The 17,307-nt window shown below is 61.1% G+C and carries 16 protein-coding genes and 1 riboswitch; of the genes, 9 read left to right on the top strand and 7 right to left on the bottom strand.

All coding sequences use genetic code 11. From position 1 onward, the window contains the following. Positions 1-26: 26 nt before the first annotated feature. The gene (locus tag AC27VO_RS14015) at positions 27-1,262 is read right to left on the bottom strand and encodes a branched-chain amino acid ABC transporter substrate-binding protein (RefSeq protein WP_488667333.1); all 1,236 of its coding nucleotides are present in this window, start codon (positions 1,260-1,262) and stop codon (positions 27-29) included. A 239-nt stretch (positions 1,263-1,501) separates the two neighbouring features. Continuing rightward, complete coding sequence (locus AC27VO_RS14010; RefSeq protein ID WP_488667332.1) at positions 1,502-3,145, bottom strand: 3-(methylthio)propionyl-CoA ligase; 1,644 nt, start codon at positions 3,143-3,145, stop codon at positions 1,502-1,504. 217 nt (positions 3,146-3,362) lie between these two features. Here AC27VO_RS14010 and AC27VO_RS14005 point away from each other — a divergent pair, with 217 nt between their 5' ends. The 5 genes from AC27VO_RS14005 (at position 3,363) to AC27VO_RS13985 (ending at position 7,149) form a co-directional block, all read left to right on the top strand. Further along, positions 3,363-4,865, top strand: a complete 1,503-nt coding sequence (locus tag AC27VO_RS14005; RefSeq protein ID WP_488667331.1) for a protein adenylyltransferase SelO — start codon at positions 3,363-3,365, stop codon at positions 4,863-4,865. Beyond that, positions 4,862-5,332 (top strand): peptide-methionine (R)-S-oxide reductase MsrB, encoded by a 471-nt coding sequence (gene msrB, locus AC27VO_RS14000; RefSeq protein WP_488667330.1) that lies wholly within the window; start codon positions 4,862-4,864, stop codon positions 5,330-5,332. Before AC27VO_RS14005 ends, msrB begins: the two co-directional genes overlap by 4 nt. A gap of 128 nt (positions 5,333-5,460) precedes the next feature. Next, complete coding sequence (locus AC27VO_RS13995) at positions 5,461-6,027, top strand: septation protein A (protein WP_488667329.1); 567 nt, start codon at positions 5,461-5,463, stop codon at positions 6,025-6,027. After that, on the top strand, positions 6,020-6,286 hold the full coding sequence (locus AC27VO_RS13990; RefSeq protein ID WP_488667328.1) for a BolA family protein: 267 nt from the start codon (positions 6,020-6,022) through the stop codon (positions 6,284-6,286). Before AC27VO_RS13995 ends, AC27VO_RS13990 begins: the two co-directional genes overlap by 8 nt. A 77-nt stretch (positions 6,287-6,363) precedes the next feature. After that, positions 6,364-7,149, top strand: a complete 786-nt coding sequence (locus AC27VO_RS13985) for a peptidylprolyl isomerase (protein ID WP_488667327.1) — start codon at positions 6,364-6,366, stop codon at positions 7,147-7,149. A gap of 114 nt (positions 7,150-7,263) precedes the next feature. Here the strand turns inward: AC27VO_RS13985 and AC27VO_RS13980 are convergent, their stop codons facing one another. The 4 genes from AC27VO_RS13980 to AC27VO_RS13965 form a co-directional block, all read right to left on the bottom strand. Next, positions 7,264-8,538, bottom strand: coding sequence for an acyl-CoA dehydrogenase family protein (locus tag AC27VO_RS13980; protein ID WP_488667326.1), 1,275 nt, complete (start codon positions 8,536-8,538; stop codon positions 7,264-7,266). Positions 8,539-8,633: 95 nt separating this feature from the next. Further along, positions 8,634-9,734 (bottom strand): phosphotransferase family protein, encoded by a 1,101-nt coding sequence (locus tag AC27VO_RS13975; protein WP_488667325.1) that lies wholly within the window; start codon positions 9,732-9,734, stop codon positions 8,634-8,636. A 6-nt stretch (positions 9,735-9,740) separates the two neighbouring features. Next, positions 9,741-10,460 carry a Crp/Fnr family transcriptional regulator gene (locus AC27VO_RS13970; protein ID WP_488667324.1) on the bottom strand — a complete coding sequence of 240 codons (720 nt, stop codon included), beginning with the start codon at positions 10,458-10,460 and terminating at the stop codon, positions 9,741-9,743. A gap of 397 nt (positions 10,461-10,857) precedes the next feature. Further along, positions 10,858-11,247, bottom strand: coding sequence for a hypothetical protein (locus AC27VO_RS13965; RefSeq protein ID WP_488667323.1), 390 nt, complete (start codon positions 11,245-11,247; stop codon positions 10,858-10,860). Positions 11,248-11,440: 193 nt separating this feature from the next. Here AC27VO_RS13965 and AC27VO_RS13960 point away from each other — a divergent pair, with 193 nt between their 5' ends. The 3 genes from AC27VO_RS13960 (at position 11,441) to AC27VO_RS13950 (ending at position 14,931) form a co-directional block, all read left to right on the top strand. Further along, the gene (locus tag AC27VO_RS13960) at positions 11,441-12,379 is read left to right on the top strand and encodes an alpha/beta fold hydrolase (protein WP_488667322.1); all 939 of its coding nucleotides are present in this window, start codon (positions 11,441-11,443) and stop codon (positions 12,377-12,379) included. A gap of 333 nt (positions 12,380-12,712) precedes the next feature. Further along, positions 12,713-12,814: riboswitch (TPP riboswitch) on the top strand. 77 nt (positions 12,815-12,891) lie between these two features. Further along, positions 12,892-14,190: a purine-cytosine permease family protein gene (locus AC27VO_RS13955; protein ID WP_488667321.1), complete on the top strand. Its 1,299-nt coding sequence runs from the start codon at positions 12,892-12,894 to the stop codon at positions 14,188-14,190. A gap of 255 nt (positions 14,191-14,445) precedes the next feature. After that, the gene (locus tag AC27VO_RS13950) at positions 14,446-14,931 is read left to right on the top strand and encodes an SH3 domain-containing protein (protein ID WP_488667320.1); all 486 of its coding nucleotides are present in this window, start codon (positions 14,446-14,448) and stop codon (positions 14,929-14,931) included. A 91-nt stretch (positions 14,932-15,022) separates the two neighbouring features. Here AC27VO_RS13950 and thiD read toward each other — a convergent pair whose 3' ends face one another. Then, entirely contained in the window at positions 15,023-15,889 is an 867-nt protein-coding gene (thiD, locus tag AC27VO_RS13945; RefSeq protein WP_488667319.1) for a bifunctional hydroxymethylpyrimidine kinase/phosphomethylpyrimidine kinase, read from the bottom strand. 288 nt (positions 15,890-16,177) lie between these two features. On the opposite strand from thiD, the gene AC27VO_RS13940 reads away from it, so the two are divergent. Further along, positions 16,178-17,281 carry an FAD-dependent oxidoreductase gene (locus tag AC27VO_RS13940; protein ID WP_488667318.1) on the top strand — a complete coding sequence of 368 codons (1,104 nt, stop codon included), beginning with the start codon at positions 16,178-16,180 and terminating at the stop codon, positions 17,279-17,281. The last annotated feature ends 26 nt before the right edge of the window (positions 17,282-17,307 follow it).

The raw sequence follows: 17,307 nt of genomic DNA, 5'->3' as shown, positions 1-17,307 counted from the left end.
GTGCAAGCAACCCGCCGGGCGCACCTTTAGCTGGGGCGTTTCATCTCGCACGAGGTGGGCGTGCTGGCCACATAGGGCTCAAAGTACTTCACCTTCTTGAAGGTGTAGCCCGTGTTTTCCTGGTCCAGCGGGTTCTCCGCGTCCGTCTTTTCCCAGCGGCTGATGTACAGGCCTTGCTGCAGTTGGTGGTCTTTCTTGCGCATTTCCACCTCTCCGTTGAAGCTCTTGAACTTCATGCCTTCCATCACTGCAGCCACCTTCACCGGATCGGTGCTCTTGGCACGCTGGAAGGCCTCGGTCAGCATGGCAAAGCCGTGGTAGACGGCGCCGGTGTACATATCGTCATTCATCTTGGCCTTGAAGCCCTTGACGACACCGTTGATCGGGCCAGGCATGTTCGTGTACGAATAGCCCACGGAGTACACGCGCCCTGCCGCCGCTGCGCCCATGGCGGTCGGTGAGCCCGTGGCCACGGCGTAGTAGGTGTAGAACTTGACGTTGTTCAAACCCGCATCGTTGGCGGCCTTGATCAGCAGCGACAGGTCAGACCCCCAGTTGCCGGTAATCACGCTGTCCGCGCCGGATTGCTTGATCTTGGCAATGTAGGGGGCAAAGTCACGCACCTGAGCCAGCGGCGCCATGTCGTCGCCCACGATCTCGACATCGGGGCGCTTGCGCTTGAGCATTTCCTTGGCGTACTTGCTCACCTGGTGGCCGTGTGCGTAGTTCTGGTTGATCAGATAGACCTTCTTTACCTCGGGCAGGTCTTTCATGTAGGTGGTCAGCGCTTCCATCTTCATGGAGGTGTCGGCATCCAGACGGAAGTGCCAGTAGCTGCACTTGCTGTTGGTGAGGTCCGGATCCACGGCCGCGTAGTTCAGATACAGCACTTCCTTGCCCTTGTTGCGGGCGTTGTGCTTTTCCAGCGCATCCATGATGGCCAGCGCTGGGCCCGAGCCATTGCCCTGCACGACATAGCGCACGCCCTGGTCCATGGCCGAGCGCAGTGCGCTGGTGGTTTCCTGCGGGCTGAGTTTGTTGTCGATAGGGATGATTTCAAACTTCACCCCCGCGGCGTTGTTCTTGCTGAATTCTTCGGCCAGGTATTGCCAGCTTTTCATCTGGTTAGTGCCCAGGGCGGCCATCAGGCCGGACAGCGGATCCAGCCATGCGATCTTGACGGTTTCGCCCTGCTGGGCCATGGCGGCACCGGCACAGCTGAGGACTACGGACGCGGCTACGGTCTTCAACACAAACTGCATGCTTGTCTCCTGCGTAGGAATGGGGTTGGTTGGAACTCACCGAAACACCCGACAAGCGTAGTCAGCCACAGGAAAAAACCGCATGGTGGTTTCACTCTCGGGACTATCCCCCTTAGTGAGAACGCGCATAAAAAAAGAGCGCCTGGCACTTACCCCTCCTGGGTTTTCAAGCCACAAAGGCTTAAACCCCAAGAAAGACAAGCGCCAGGCGCTATGGTTTTAAAACCGCCCGCGGACGTTTACGCCACCAGCGAAGGCAGCTTGTAATCCTTGAGTTGCTCACGCAGCTTGGTCTTGAGCATCTTGCCCGTGGCGCCCAGCGGAATGGCGTCCATGAACACCACGTCATCCGGGATCTGCCACTTGGCCGTTTTGCCTTCAAAAAAGGCCAGCAGCTCTTCGCGCGAGACCTCTGCACCCGGCTTTTTAGCCACAGCCACAATCGGGCGCTCATCCCACTTGGGGTGCGGCATGCCGATGCACGCAGCCATGGCCACGGCTGGGTGGCCCATGGCAATGTTTTCAATGTCGATCGAGCTGATCCATTCGCCCCCCGACTTGATCACGTCCTTGGTGCGGTCCGTGATCTGCATGAAGCCATCGGCATCGATGGTGGCCACGTCACCCGTGGGAAACCAGCCCAAACCTTGCTCATCGGTCACCAGCGGGCTGTCGCCCTTGTAGTAGCGATCCAAAATCCACGGGCCGCGCACCATCAGGTCGCCATAGGTTTTGCCATCCCACGGCTGCTCCTTGCCCTGCGCATCCACAATCTTCATGTCCACACCAAAGATGGCACGCCCTTGCTTTTGGCTGATGCGCGTTTGCGCCTCTTTGCTCAGCGCCAAGTGCTTGTTCTTGAGGGTGCACAGCGTACCCAGCGGGCTCATCTCGGTCATGCCCCAGGCGTGCAGCACCTTCACGCCGTAACCTTGTTCGAACGCATCGATCATGGCGGGCGGGCAGGCCGAGCCGCCAATCACCGTGCGGTTGAGCGCTGCAAACTTGCCGCCCACGCTTTGCACGTGGTTGAGCAGCATCTGCCACACCGTCGGCACACCGGCCGCAAAGGTTACGCGCTCGGCTTCGATCAGCTCGTACAGCGACTTGCCATCCAGCGCTGGGCCCGGTAACACCACCTTGGCCCCCGTCAGCGCCGCCGAATACGGAATGCCCCAGGCATTGACGTGGAACATGGGCACCACGGGCAGCACCGCATCACGGGCCGACATATTCATCACATCTGGCAACGCCGCGCCATAGGCATGCAGCACGGTGGAGCGGTGGCTGTACAGCGCCGCCTTCGGGTTGCCTGTGGTGCCACTGGTGTAGCACATGCTGGAGGCGGTGTTTTCATCCAGCTGCGGCCAGCGGTAATTCTTGCTTTGGCCGCCAATCCAGTCCTCGTAGCTGATCAGGCCGGGAATGCCGCTGTCGGCGGGCAGTTGCTGGGCATCGCACAGCGCCACCCACTGGCGCACCGTGGGGCACTTGGCGTGCACGGCCTGCACCAGTGGCAGGAATGTCATGTCAAAGCACAGCACCTGGTCTTCGGCGTGGTTGATGATCCAGGCCACCTGCTCCGGATGCAAGCGCGGATTGATGGTGTGCAACACGCGGCCCGAGCCGCTCACGCCGAAATACATCTCCATGTGGCGATAGCCGTTCCAGGCAATCGAAGCCACACGCTCACCGTGCGCCAGCTTCAAGCCATCCAGCGCGTTGGCCAGCTGCTTGGCACGCCCTGCCAGATCTGCATAGGTGTAGCGGTGGATATCACCTTCCACCCGGCGCGAGACGATTTCCGAATCCCGGTGGTGGCGCGCAGCAAACTCAATCAACGACGAAATCAGCAACGGCTGGTTCTGCATCAAACCTTGCATGGAGGTGCTCCTTGGATATTGTTGTGGTGTGTCGCGCGGCGCGCACGTCACGCGTGCAAGCTGGCGGCACTTTCGCCAAACATCCTAAGCGCAGCTTCGGCGCTGCGAACCACGGGCTTTCCTGTAGGCATGTGTCGCCCATGCGCCAGTTGGGCGGCTTTTCACCGGCAGATTGCCTAAAACCGCAAGGGCTTCAGCGCTTGGCCACAATGGCTGGATGCAAGCACCTGACGCATCCCACGCCATCACCTGGCAGCCCGGTTTTGCCCGCCTGGGCAGCGCCTTCCTCACCCACTTGCAGCCCACACCACTGCCGCATGCGCAATGGGTGGCACGCAGCCCTGAGGTGGCCGCACTGGTGGGCCTGCCCCCCGACTGGCTGGACACCGACGCCGCCCTGCAAGCTTTCACCGGCAATGCCGTGCTGCCCGGCAGCCAGCCCTACGCCAGCGTCTACAGCGGCCACCAATTTGGCGTGTGGGCGGGGCAGCTGGGCGATGGCCGCGCCATCACTTTGGGCGAAACCGCTGCGGGCTGGGAGCTGCAGCTCAAAGGCGCGGGCCGCACCCCGTATTCGCGCGGTGGTGATGGCCGTGCCGTGCTGCGCTCAAGCATTCGCGAGTTTTTGTGCAGCGAAGCCATGCACGCGCTGGGCATTCCCACCACGCGCGCGCTGTGCCTGACGGCTTCTGACGCCCCCGTCTACCGCGAAGAAGTGGAAACCGCCGCCGTGGTCACCCGCGCCGCACCCAGCCTGGTGCGCTTTGGGCATTTCGAGCACTTTGCCGCCCGCGACATGCTGCCCGAGCTGCGCCAGCTGGCCGATTACGTGATCGAGCGCTACTACCCCGCATGTCGCAATGGCTGGCAGGGCGTGGACAGCGAAGGCCAAAACGTAGCAGGCAATGCGTATGCCGCCCTGCTGTATGAAGTGGGCCAGCGTACCGCTCAGATGATTGCGCAGTGGCAGGCCGTGGGCTTTTGCCACGGCGTGATGAACACCGACAACATGAGCATTCTGGGCCTGACCATTGACTACGGCCCCTTCCAGTTTCTGGATGCGTTTGACCCGGGCCACATCTGCAACCACAGCGACCACCAGGGCCGCTACGCTTTCAACAAGCAACCGCAGGTGGCCTACTGGAACCTGTTCTGCCTGGGCCAGGCTCTGCTGCCACTGATTGAAGACCAAGATGTGACCGTGGCCGCCCTGGAGGCCTACCGCCCCACCTTCAGCCAGGCCTTTTTGCAGCAAATGTGCCGCAAGCTGGGCCTGCCTGCTGCCGCCGATGCACAGACCAGCGCGGCCACGGCCGTGATCGGGCAGCTGCTGCAAATCCTGGCCGACAACCGCATCGACCACACCATCTTCTGGCGGCGTCTGTCGCTGTCCGTGCAGGATGGCGAGACCGAGCGCACCCGTGAGCTGTTCCTGGACACCGAAGGCTTTGACCGCTGGATGCTCACCTATCAAGAGCTATCAGCGCAGGCACAACAAGGGCCAGATGCCAATTTGATGCTCAACACCAATCCGGGCTTTGTGCTGCGCAACCACGTGGGCGAATTGGCCATTCGCGCAGCCCAGGCCGGGGATTTCAGCGTGGTGCAATCATTGCATGAGGTGCTGCGCCAACCGTTTGCCGACCACCCCGCGCACAGCGCCTGGGCCGACTTTCCGCCCGACTGGGCATCCTCCATTGCGATCAGTTGCTCCTCATGACCTACCCTATCCAGAAAACCGATGCCGCCTGGCAAGCAACGCTGCAAGCCAAGGACGCAGAGCCGGTGGCCTACCAAGTCACGCGCCACGCTGCCACAGAGCGCCCTTTCACGGGCAAGTACGAGCAATTCTGGGCCGATGGCAGCTACCACTGCATCTGCTGCGGCACCAAGCTGTTTGATGCCAGCACCAAGTTTGATGCGGGCTGCGGCTGGCCCAGCTTTTACCGGGCCGTGCCCGGCGCCATCACTGAGATCGTGGACCACAGCCACCACATGGTGCGCACCGAAACCGTGTGCAGCCAGTGCGGCGCCCACCTGGGCCATGTGTTCGAAGACGGCCCGTTGCCCACCGGTCTGCGCTACTGCATGAATTCAGCCTCACTGGACTTTGCACCGCCCACGACAGATGACGCCAGCGCCGCTGGCACGGCTTCGCCGCAGGACGATGCAGGCGACGGCGACTGATCCCGCCCCTACCCACCCCCTGAAACCTTGCAACAGCGCGGATTTGTCTGCCTGCCTGGCGCTACAGCTATGGCATGCTTGCCATCTTTTCGCATGACCCGGGGCGCCACCACGCCCCAATGCCTTTCATGAAACTGCTGATCGACTTTTTCCCCATCATTTTGTTTTTTGCTGCCTTCAAGATCTGGGGCATTTACGCGGCCACGGCGGTGGCCATCGTCGCCACCATCGTGCAAATCGCCTACCTGCGCTTCAAGCACGGCAAGGTCGAGACCATGCAGTGGGTCAGCCTGGGGGTGATCGTGCTGTTTGGGGGTGCCACACTACTGGCCCACGATGAGAACTTCATCAAGTGGAAGCCCACCGTGCTGTACTGGCTGATGGGTGCGGCCTTGCTGATTGGGCAGTTGCTGTTCAAGAAAAACCTCATCCGCAGCCTGATGGGCGCCAAGATGGAGTTGCCCAATCCCGTGTGGAACACGCTGAACTGGGCCTGGACCGCTTTCTTTGCCGTCATGGGCGTGCTGAACCTGTGGATTGCCTTCAACTTTGATACCGACACCTGGGTCAACTTCAAGATGTTCGGCGGCATGGGCTTGATGCTGGTGTTTGTGGTGGGCCAGGCGCTGTACCTGGGCCGCTACCTCAAAGAGCCCGAATCCACCGCCGAGGCCAAGGAGCCCGGTCATGAGTGAAGCCATCACCGCCGCCGCCATCGAGCAGGTGCTGCGCACGCAGCTGGCGCCCACGCAGCTGCAGGTGATCGACGAGAGCGCGGCCCACGCTGGCCACGCAGGCGCCAACGGCAGCGGCTTTGGCACCCACTTTCGGGTACGCATTGCCGCTCCTGTTTTTGAAGGTAAGAGCCGTATCGCACGCCACCGCGTTGTGTATGATGCTCTGCAACACTTTATCGACCAAGGGCTGCATGCTCTGGCGATTGAAGTGCTCTAAGCATACGATTGCAGTTTGCAAGACTCGCCAGCGGTCGTTGGCGGGCACCAACCTCTTACTTTTTCTTGGATTTCCGCATGAAAAAACAGCTTTTGCCCAGCCTCCTGGCTGTCGCCGTGTTGGGCACAGCCGCCCTTTCGGCTTCTGCGCAAAACTTGGCCATCGTCAACGGCAAGCCCGTTCCTCTGGAGCGCGTGACCGCGCTGAAGCAGCAGATTGAGCGCTCCGGCCGCCAAGTGCCCGCCGAGATGGACGCGCAGATCAAGGAAGAAATCATTGCACGTGAAATCTTTATGCAAGAAGCTGCCAAGCGCGGCCTGGATGCATCTGCAGAGTTCAAGCAGCAAATGCAGCTGGCCCGCGAGACCATCCTGATCCGCGAGCTGTTTGCCGACTTCCAGAAGAAGAACCCCGTTACCGATGCCGAAATCAAGGCCGAATACGACAAGTTCGTCGCAGCCAACGCCGGCAAGGAATACCGCGCCAGCCACATCCTGGTGGAGTCGGAAGACCGCGCCAAGGCCATCATTGCAGAAGTGAAGGCTGGCAAGAAGTTTGAAGACATCGCCAAGAAGGAATCGAAGGATCCCGGATCGGGAGCCCAAGGCGGTGATCTGGGCTGGGCCAGCCCTGCCAACTATGTGCCAGAGTTCACCGAAGCCATGGTCAAGCTGGCCAAGGGAGGCCTGACCGACACACCCGTGAAGAGCCAGTTTGGCTGGCACGTCATCCGCGTTGATGACCTGCGTGAGGCCCAAATGCCTGCGCTGGACGAAGTCAAGCCCCAGATCGCTGAACAGCTGGAGCAGCAAAAAGTCATGCAGTTCCAAGAACAGCTGCGTGCCAAGGCCAAAGTGCAATAAGCCCACGGCACTTGCCTCCACAAAAAAAGCGACCTTAACCGGTCGCTTTTTTTCTGCTCCTCCAATCTGCCAGCACACAGGTGGGTGCGGGCAAATCAGTGGGCTGGCGCGTGTTTATGCGCCGCGCGTGATGGGTACCTGTGCATCACGGCCATAGCTGCCGTACTTGCCCAGCTCCCACTTGGCAATGGCATTGCGGTGGACTTCGTCCGGGCCATCAGCGAAGCGCAAGGTGCGCGAGTTGGCATACGCATGGGCCAGCGGGAAGTCCTGGCTCATGCCGCCACCGCCATGCACCTGCATGGCCCAGTCGATCACATCGCAAGCCAGCTTGGGCGCCACCACCTTGATCATCGCGATCTCGCTGCGCGCCACCTTGTTGCCCACGGTGTCCATCATCCATGCCGCTTTCAGCGTCAGCAGGCGGGCCATGTCGATGCGGCAACGCGCTTCGGCAATGCGCTCTTGCGTCACGGTTTGCTGGGCGATGGTTTTGCCAAACGCCACGCGGCTGGAGGCACGCTTGCACATCAATTCCAGCGCACGCTCGGCCTGACCAATCAGCCGCATGCAATGGTGAATGCGGCCAGGACCCAAGCGGCCTTGGGCAATCTCAAAGCCACGCCCCTCACCCAGCAGCACATTGCTGACGGGTACGCGCACATTCTCAAAATACATCTCCATGTGCCCGTGCGGTGCATCGTCGTAGCCCAGCACGCTCAAGGGGCGCACCACACGCACGCCAGGGGCGTCTGCAGGGACCAGCACCATGCTTTGCTGCGAGTGCTTGGCGGCCTCAGGGTCGGTCTTGCCCATGGTGATGTAGATGGAGCAGCGAGGGTCGCCCGCACCCGAAATCCACCATTTGTGGCCGTTGATGACGTATTCGTCGCCCTGGCGCTCAATGCGCGTGCAAATGTTGGTGGCATCCGACGAGGCGACTTCCGGCTCGGTCATGGCAAAGGCCGAGCGAATCTTGCCGTCGAGCAGCGGTTTGAGCCACTTTTCACGGTGCTCGGCCGTGCCGTAGCGCGCAATGGTTTCCATGTTGCCGGTGTCGGGTGCCGAGCAGTTGAACACTTCCGAAGCCCAGCCCACACGGCCCATGATCTCCGCCAGCGGTGCGTACTCCTGGTTGGTCAGGCCTGCGCCCTTCACGCCAGCAATGTCTGCCGTGTCTTGCGGCAGGAACAGATTCCACAGATCCTGCGCCTTGGCCTTTTCCTTGAGCCCCTCGATCACCTGCAGCGGTGTCCAGCGCTTGCCGGCCTGGGTATTGGCCTCCAGCTCATGGTGAAACGCCTCCTCGTTGGGATAGATGTGCTCGTCCATGAAATGCAGCAAACGGGCCTGCAATTCCTTGGTCTTGGGGGAGTAATCGAAATCCATGGAGCGCTCCTTTTGTCATTAACTAGCCAACATGGGCGTGCACTGCCCCCCGGCAGCTGCAGGCCGTCTTACACACGAAGGGGGAAACCGGTGGTTCAGCGCGCCTGGGCGCTGTGTTTTTGCGCATAGCTCCAAGCCAGCTGCGCCATCGGCCGTGCCGTGTCACCCGCTGCCTTGGCCTGCGCGCTGGAGGCGGTACCTGCCTCCACACGTTTGGCAATGCCCTGCAAGATGGCCGCAATGCGGAACATGTTGTAGGCCAGATAAAAGTTCCAGTCCGCGTTGAGCTGTTCCAGCGTGGCCAGCCCTGTGCGCTCGCAGTAGCGGCGCATGTATTCGGCTTCGCTGGGAATGCCCAGCGCTGCAATATCCAATCCACCAATACCGCGCCCAATGCTGGCGGGAATGTGCCAGGCCATGCAGTGGTAGCTGAAGTCAGCCAGGGGGTGGCCCAGGGTGGACAGCTCCCAGTCCAGCACGGCAATCACTTGCGCCGTATCCTGCGCAAACATGACGTTATCCAGGCGGTAGTCCCCGTGCACGATGGAAACCTTGCTCTCATCTTTGGCACTGTCCGGCAGGTTGGCGGGCAACCAAGCCATCAGCTGGTCCATCTCGTCGATGGGCTGCGTCACCGATGCCACGTACTGCTTGCTCCAGCGACCAATCTGGCGCTCGAAGTAGTTACCGGGCTTGCCATAGTCCGCCAGACCCTGCTTGACCACATCCACCGTATGCAGCGCGGCAATCACGCGGTTCATGGCATCGTAAATCTCGCCGCGCTGGCCCTGGCTCATGCCAGGCAGGGACTGGTCCCAGAGCACGCGGCCGTCCTTGAACTCCATGATGTAGAACGCACGGCCGATGATGGATTCATCCTCACACAGCGCATACATGTGCGGCACCGGTACATCGGTGCCCGCCAGGCCACTCATGACCTTGAACTCACGCTCAATCGCATGTGCCGAAGGCAGCAGCTTGGCTACCGGGCCGGGTTTGGAGCGCATGACGTAGCTGCGCCCCGGCGTGACCAGTTTGTAGGTGGGGTTGGATTGCCCGCCCTTGAACATCTCCACCGTCACAGGCCCTTCAAAGCCTGCAACGTGCTGTGCCATCCACTGGCTCAGGGCCTGCACATCAAAGGCGTGGGTGTCAGAGACGGGTTTGGTACCTACAAAATGGTCAAAATTGCTCATACGTCTTTAAAGGTCAGTTTCCACGATGCGCAGCAGCCCATCGCGGTCGCGCACCACCAATCCGCCCGGCTCGATCCGGATGATGTTCTCGCGCTCCATACCCTTGAGCTCCTGGTTCACGCGCTGGCGTGATGCCCCGAGCAGCTGGGCCAACTCTTCCTGCGCCAGTTGCAGGCCGATGCGAATCTCCTCGCCATTGGCAAGGCTGGGAATACCGTAGCTGCGCGCCAGGTGCAGCAACTGCTTGGCCAGGCGTGCACGCAGCGGCAAGGTGTTCAAGTCCTCGACCAAACCGTAAAGCTGGCGAATACGGCGTGCCGCCAGCCACAGCATGGCTTCGTAAAACTCGGTGTGCGTGGCCAAGATGCGCTTGAAATCTGCCTTGGCCACACACAGCAGCGTGGTGGCGCCGTGCGCATACGCGTCGTGCGTGCGCCGGTCTCCATCGAAAATCGAGGTATCCCCAAACCACAACCCCGGCTCCACATAGGTCAGCGTGATCTGCTTGCCCGTGATGGAGGTGGAGCTCACCCGCACCGCCCCCTTGGCGCAGGCAAACCATTCCTCCGGCACTTCGCCGCGTGCGCAAAGCAAAGCTCCATCTTTGAATCGTTTGACGTAGGCGCATCGCAGGATGTCGTGTCTGAGCGAAGGTGAAAGGGATGAAAACCAGCGACCTGAGTTGATCGCTTCACGTTCTTCGATAGTAAGAATCGGGTCGTCCATAGCCTGTCGTTTCTGTGACTGAAAACCGAACCATTGTCGCGTCAGAGACCGGCGCATTTCGCGCTCCGACGGCAACCAGACATCCAAATTGTCCAGAAAGTGACAAGTCACCCTTTACAAATACAAAAATACAAGGGTTTACCCTTAAGTTATTGATCGCAAATAACTTATTTCAAGACCATAGCGCCTGCCATTCCAACCCAAGTGTCGGTTTTTTACGTCGATATTTCCGCACTGCAGAACACACAACCCCATCCGCAGCGATGCAGGACCGCTGCACTGCGCACAAAAAAACGGTACTGCCATGGTGGCCTGCATGCAGACCGGCAATACCGTTCTAGTTTGATAGCTACCAGCGCTTTCTACATCAAGGCTAGAGGCTGTTTTTATTCAAAAATTACTGGGGTGCATCCACCGTCGCCAGTGACACCGGAATGCGCTGGCCATGCAGATCCACCACACAGCTGACATCGGCCAGCTGTACGGGCGTGCCGTGAAAGCTTTGCTCCCAGCCTGGGTTGAGCTGGAAATTCATGGTCTCGTTGACCAGCACGCGCTCATCTTTCAAGGTCTGCAGATCGCTGGCGCTCAGCTCAATGCGCTGCGGGTAGGCGTTGTCGTGGGTCTTCCAGTGTTCGCGCACGATGGCGATCAAAGCGTCATAGATGTTTGGCATGCGCGCAGTGTAGAGGCTTTGCGCCAACACCTGCGCCAGCCGTGTTACGCACCACACCAACCTCCTCCTTGGCCATTCGCACACGCGGTACATGGCGTTGATCAACGTCATGCCGCCTGCGGGTATGCATCCCCCTGCCCATAGCCCAGCCCACAGTGATCAACGGCGTTTTGGGCTCCACTTGGACCAGCGAAAACCCTCACCACACACCATGTAGGACACCTTGAACGGCGGGACGAACGATATCGAACACGCAGGATCGACTTTCAGAATGCACAAGCTCAACCACCGAGGAATTGAACTTATGCCAATGACACCATCGCCATCCACACAAGTTACAAGCACTCCCGAGATTTCACGCCGCGGCCTGTTCCGCTGGGCCGGTGCGGCAGCCATTGCTGGCTCCACAGTGGCCGTGACGGGGTGTGCCAGCAGTTCCGCAGCCACCACCACCAACAACACCCGTACGGCCAAACTCTTTTGCACCGAATCTGGCAAAGGCCGCAATGTTTTGTTCTTGCATGGCTGGGGTTGTGATGGCAATGACTGGATCTGGCAGCAACCCGCTTTTGAAAAGGCGTACCGCACCATCACCCCCGATCTGCGAGGGCATGGCCGTTCTGAGGTGACGCCCTCTGGCACCTACATGCCCGGTGACTTTGTGGCCGATATAGAAGCGCTGATGCTCAGCAAAGCCCATGGTGGCAAGTTTGTTCTGGTCGGCCATTCCATGGGCGGGCAGATTGCGGCACGTGTCGCCGCCAAACGTCCGGATTTGGTTGATGGTGTGGTTTCCATTGATGGGGCTTTGGGCTGGGAAGGCGCGGCCGTGGAGCACTTCCGCCAAGGCTCTGCCGCCATGAAGGCCAGCAACAACCCTGCCGCAGAAGGCATTGCCATGCTCGGCGGTGTGTATGTGCCCAATGGCGATCCTGCCTTGAAGGTGTGGCATGCACGCCGCCTGCAAGGCACACCCGCGCATGTGGTGCGCGAAGCATTTCCCCCGCTGTTCTTTGGCGAAGGCCAGGTGGGCGATGGCGCCGCCAGCCGCAAGTTCTGCGAAAGCTTGACCGTGCCGGTGCTGCACCTGACCACAGACCCCAACACGGTCACACGCATGCGCCCCTGGTTCAAGCATCCCAAGTCGCAGGTCAGTGCTGTGGGCCAAGCCGGACACTGGATCATGCAAGACCAGCCCAAGGCCGTGAACACCGGCGTGATGGCCTGGATTGACAAGCTGTAAGCCGAACGTTGAACCCCGTACGGGCACGGTATAGGGCACGGCAACTGCCCTATACCTGCCACACCAGGGCTGCGCCTTGCGCCCCAAGCAGACGGCAGCTGCTGCAGCCACTGCCGTCTGCAAAGTGATCCCCACTCGGCTCCGCGAACCACCACGAAGGCTTTGCTGCTACCTCGTCTTCGGCTGAAGTGACCACAGCCCTTTCGGGCCAGCCATGCTTCCGTCTCCGTGCGCAATACCAAGTACTAACCCAAGTACTAGCGCCTCACTGCACAGCCCCAGACGCTAGCATTTTTTACGTACACGAGGCACAATCCGCCCGCCACATTCGTGGCAACTCGCTAGGGGTGCCCCTGCCGTCAGGCAGTGGGCTGAGAGAGTCCCTTTGAACCTGATTGAGATCATCCTCGCGCAGGGAAGCTGTTGTTGATTATCGGTAGCTGCACGCACCTTGCGCTGCATGTGGCTGCGCGCTGTCACGGCCCCTGCTTCGTAGGCATACGGAGCATTTCATGAATTCCTCTTCTTCCACGCCTTCCAACCAGGCATTGTTACCCACCTCACCGGCAGAGCGTGTCTTTGCGCTGCGCGATCACGCAGCCCTGTGGTTCAGCCTGGGCGTTGGCCTGCTGGTCATGCAGGTCGGTGCATATTTGCTGCCTGCACTGTCTACCCAGCAAGCTGTGCTGGCGATTGTCTGCGGCTCGCTGCTGGGGGCGGGGCTGCTGGGCTGGATGGCCAAGATCGCCTGCGACACAGGCCTGTCCAGCGCCGCGCTGATGACGCATGTCTACGGCAGCCAGTTTGCCAAACTGCCCATCTTGCTTAACCTGGTGCAACTGGTGGGCTGGGGCACATTTGAGCTGGTGGTCATGCGCGACGCCAGCGTCGCCATTGCCCGCCAGGCAGGGGCGATGACCGCCACGTTCTGGCCCGTGCTGATGACCCTGCTGTGGGGTGCTGTGATTGCCCTGCTCATCAGCGGCTCCATGCTGCAGCTGGTGCGCAAACTGATCGCCCGTATTGCCTTGCCCTTGGTGGTGCTGTCGCTGCTGTGGCTGACTTGGCATTTTGTTGACCTGGCCATCACCCAGGGTTGGCACAGCCTGTGGCAGCGCCCTGGCACGGGCGGCATGGCCTGGCTGCCCGCCATGGATCTGGTGATTGCCATGCCCATCTCCTGGCTACCGCTGGTGGCGGACTACGCACGCCACGGTAAAGACGGCCGCAGCGCAATGCGGGGGACCTGGCTGGGCTATGCCGTAGCCAATATGTGGTGCTACGGCCTGGGCGTGCTGGTCACGCTGACGCTGCCCAGCCAGGACCTGGTCACTGCGCTACTGCTGGCCCAAGGTGGCCTGATTGCGCTGACGCTGATCCTGATCGACGAAGTGGACAACGCCTATGGGGACACCTACTCGGGCGCCATGGCCGCACACAGCATGGCACCGCGCTGGAGCTTGCGCCGCTGGGGCTTGCTGCTGACCGTGGTGTGCGTGCTGCTGGCCCTGGTGCTGCCCATGCACAGCATCGAGCCGTTTTTGCTGATGCTCAGCTCCGTGTTTGTACCGTTGTTCGGTGTGATCCTCGGCCACCTGGCCTGGCAGCCTGCGGCACAGCGCTTGGCCCAGGCCCCGCAATGGCTGGCCCAAGCCCGCCAGGCCCACGGACCTGCGGTGGCCTTGTGGCTGGTGGGCGTGGCCTTCTACCACGGTATTCCTTTTGTGGCGCCGCAGGCTGGCAGCGCGCTGCCCACTTTGCTGCTGTGCTTTGTGCTGGCACGTTGTCTGCCACGCCCCAGCGCCCGGTAAGCCATCGGGCAAGGTGGTGAAAGGACCTTGCGGGCGTGAAAACGCCCGCAGTCAGATCAAGATGCGGCGCACTTGAGTTGTGTCTAAACGTTTCGCCAGTTAATATGCCGCGAAGCGCTGTGATGCCCGGGTTTTGCTCTTGGTTGTGTCGGAGATTTTCCCGCTTCTGCACACAGCACCCGGCATGATGCCGCTTTCGCTGGTACCGCGTTCGTTTTTGCGTGCCTCATCATTGATTCACAGGAGTTCCGCCGCGTGCTGCTTTCATCCGCCCTTCACCTCACTCGCCGCCTGCGCCGCGCTGGCTTTGCTGCTCTGTTGATGACGGGCGTGCTCACCGCTGCCTCCACCGGGGCGCAAGCCCAGGAGTTTCTGAGCATCAAGGGCAATACGGTCAACATCCGCGCCAAACCCACAACCAAGTCCGACATTGCCTGGGAGCTGATCAACGGCTACCCTATGGAAGTGATTGCCAAGCAAGACGACTGGGTCAAAGTCAAAGACTTTGAAGGACCGCTGGGCTGGGTACACCTGCCCTTGACCGCTTCCGAGCCCCATTTCCTGGTGAAAACCGATGCGGTCAATCTGCGTGCCGGCCCAGGCACCAGCCACAGCGTAGTCACCAAGCTGAGCAAGTACGACATCGTCAAGACGCTGGAAAAGCGTGACGCATGGGCCAAGGTCAAAACCGCAGATGGCCAAGAAGGCTGGATGCTGGAGAAGTTTGGCTGGGGCTGGTAAGCACAGCGGAGCGGCTGCTGCGCCTGCCCACCAAAAAGGCACCCTCGGGTGCCTTTTTTATGGATAGCTGTTTGCGCAGCCTGGATGCGGGCTAGCTGCGAAAAATCATCTGCGGCAGAGGTGCAAACCCATGGTTCAGCGGCCCCTGCCCCTGGCCGGTGTGCACCTGTGCACCAGCGGCAATCGCCCCCACGATGTAAGTGCGCGCGCTTTCAACCGCAGGCACCAGATCCAGACCCAGTGCCATGTGCGCAGCAATGGCTGACGACAGCGTGCAGCCCGTGCCATGGCCGTTGTGGGTGTGAATGCGCTGCGAGCCCAGCTCCTTGCGCAAGCCATCGCGCCCAGCCAGCAAATCCACCACCCAGTCACCGGGCAAATGCCCGCCTTTGAGCAGCACATGCGGCGCGCCCATGTCCAGCAGGGCTTGCGCGGCCTGCGCCATGTCCGCATGGCCGGCAATGGGGCGGCCAATCAGCCAGCTGGCCTCATCCAGATTGGGCGTCACCAAGGTGGCCAGCGGAAACAGCTCCTGCACCAGTGCATCGACCGTGGCGTCTTGAATCAGCTTGTCACCGCTGGTAGCTACCATCACCGGATCCAGCACCACCTGGGTGATGCCATAGCGGCGAATGGCATCGGCCACCACCTGCACCACCTCGGGCGCATGCAGCATGCCGATCTTCAGGGCATCCACGCCGATGTCCTGCACCACCGCATCGATCTGTGCCTGCAGCATTTCGGCCGGCACGCCGTGGATGCCACGCACCCCCAGGGTGTTTTGCGCCGTAATGGCGGTGATCGCCGTCATGCCGTAGCAGCCAAGGGCGCTGAAGGTTTTCAGGTCTGCCTGAATGCCTGCGCCACCGCCGCTGTCCGAGCCGGCAATGGAGAGCACCCGCGCATAGCGCGGCTGTGAAGAGGGAGCACTGCCGTGCGGCAGTTGTTGCGTAGTCATGCGAAAAATTATGACCCAAGCCAAGGCTTGTTCACATGCTGGCAGTGCAGTTGCCCCCGCTATGCTGTAATTGCGGCTTGCGGACGAAACAGGGGTGTCCCACCTTTCATGCCCATAGCTTGGACGGTGCGCGGCTGAGAAAAACCCTGGGGCCAGGCACACTGTGCGCCCCGAGACCCGATCCAGATCATGCTGGCGTGGGGAGTTTCACCAGAGCGGCAGCACCCCAACAGCTGCAACGCCCGTTTTGTCCTTCGGCGACACCTTCCCTCGGACGAAATACGCACCATGATCGCTCTGACCGCACCTTCCCACATCGCCATTTTGGGCGCCGGCCTGATGGGCCGCTTATTGGCCCTGGAGCTGGCCCGCGACGGCCACCGCGTGGAAGTGTTTGAAGCCAAAGGCCCCGAAGCCGACGGCGCCGCCGCTCGCGTGGCGGCCGCCATGCTGGCGCCCTTGGCCGAATCGGCGATCACCGAGCCCGGCGTGGTGCGCATGGGCCAGTACGGCCTGACCCGTTGGCCCGAGCTGATTGCCCACCTGGACGATCACGTGTTCTTCCAGCAAAACGGCACCTTGGTGGTCTGGCACCGCCAGGATGCCGCCGATGCCAACCGCCTGTGCGGGCTGTTTGAGAAAAACCGCCGCATCAACCCCAGCTTGCCCGCACTGGAAGCTGTCAGTGCCGAACAGCTCGCGCAGGTAGAACCCGCTTTGCAAGGGCGCTTTAACCAAGCCGTCTATCTGCCCAACGAAGGCCAGCTGGACAACCGCCAACTGCTGGCCGCACTGGAGAAAACCTTAAGCCGCCTGGGCGTGCAATTCCACTGGCACACCCCACGCGAGACCACCGACTTCACCCCCGGCACGGTAGGCCAACCCGATCTGGTGATTGACTGCCGCGGTCTGGGCGCACGCAGCGAATGGAAAGACCTTCGCGGCATTCGCGGTGAGGTGGTGCGGGTACACGCCCCCGAAGTGACGCTGCAGCGCCCCACCCGCCTGGTGCACCCACGCTACCCGCTGTACATCGCCCCCAAAGAGAACCACCTGTTTGTGATTGGCGCCACCGAGATCGAGTCCGACGACATGGGCCCGGCCAGCCTGCGCTCGGTGATGGAGTTGCTCAGCGCCCTCTACACCGTGCATTCGGGCTTTGCCGAAGCACGCATTCTGGAAATTGCCACCCAGTGCCGCCCCACCTTGCCCGACAATCTACCCGCGGTGCGCTGGCTCAATGACCGCACGCTGCAGGTCAATGGCCTGTACCGCCACGGCTACATGATCTCGCCCGCCATGCTGGATGTGACACTGCAGATCCTGCGCACGGGCAGCACCGAGCTGGCTGCCACGTTTGACGTGGCCGTGCACACCACCGCCGACGCTTAATTTTTGACTGCCTGGGGCCCTTGGCC

The organism is Comamonas sp. 14P8.1.4 (genome assembly GCF_057799285.1).
Note: the sequence above shows the minus strand (reverse complement) of the source record. Positions and strands in the feature narration are given on the sequence as shown.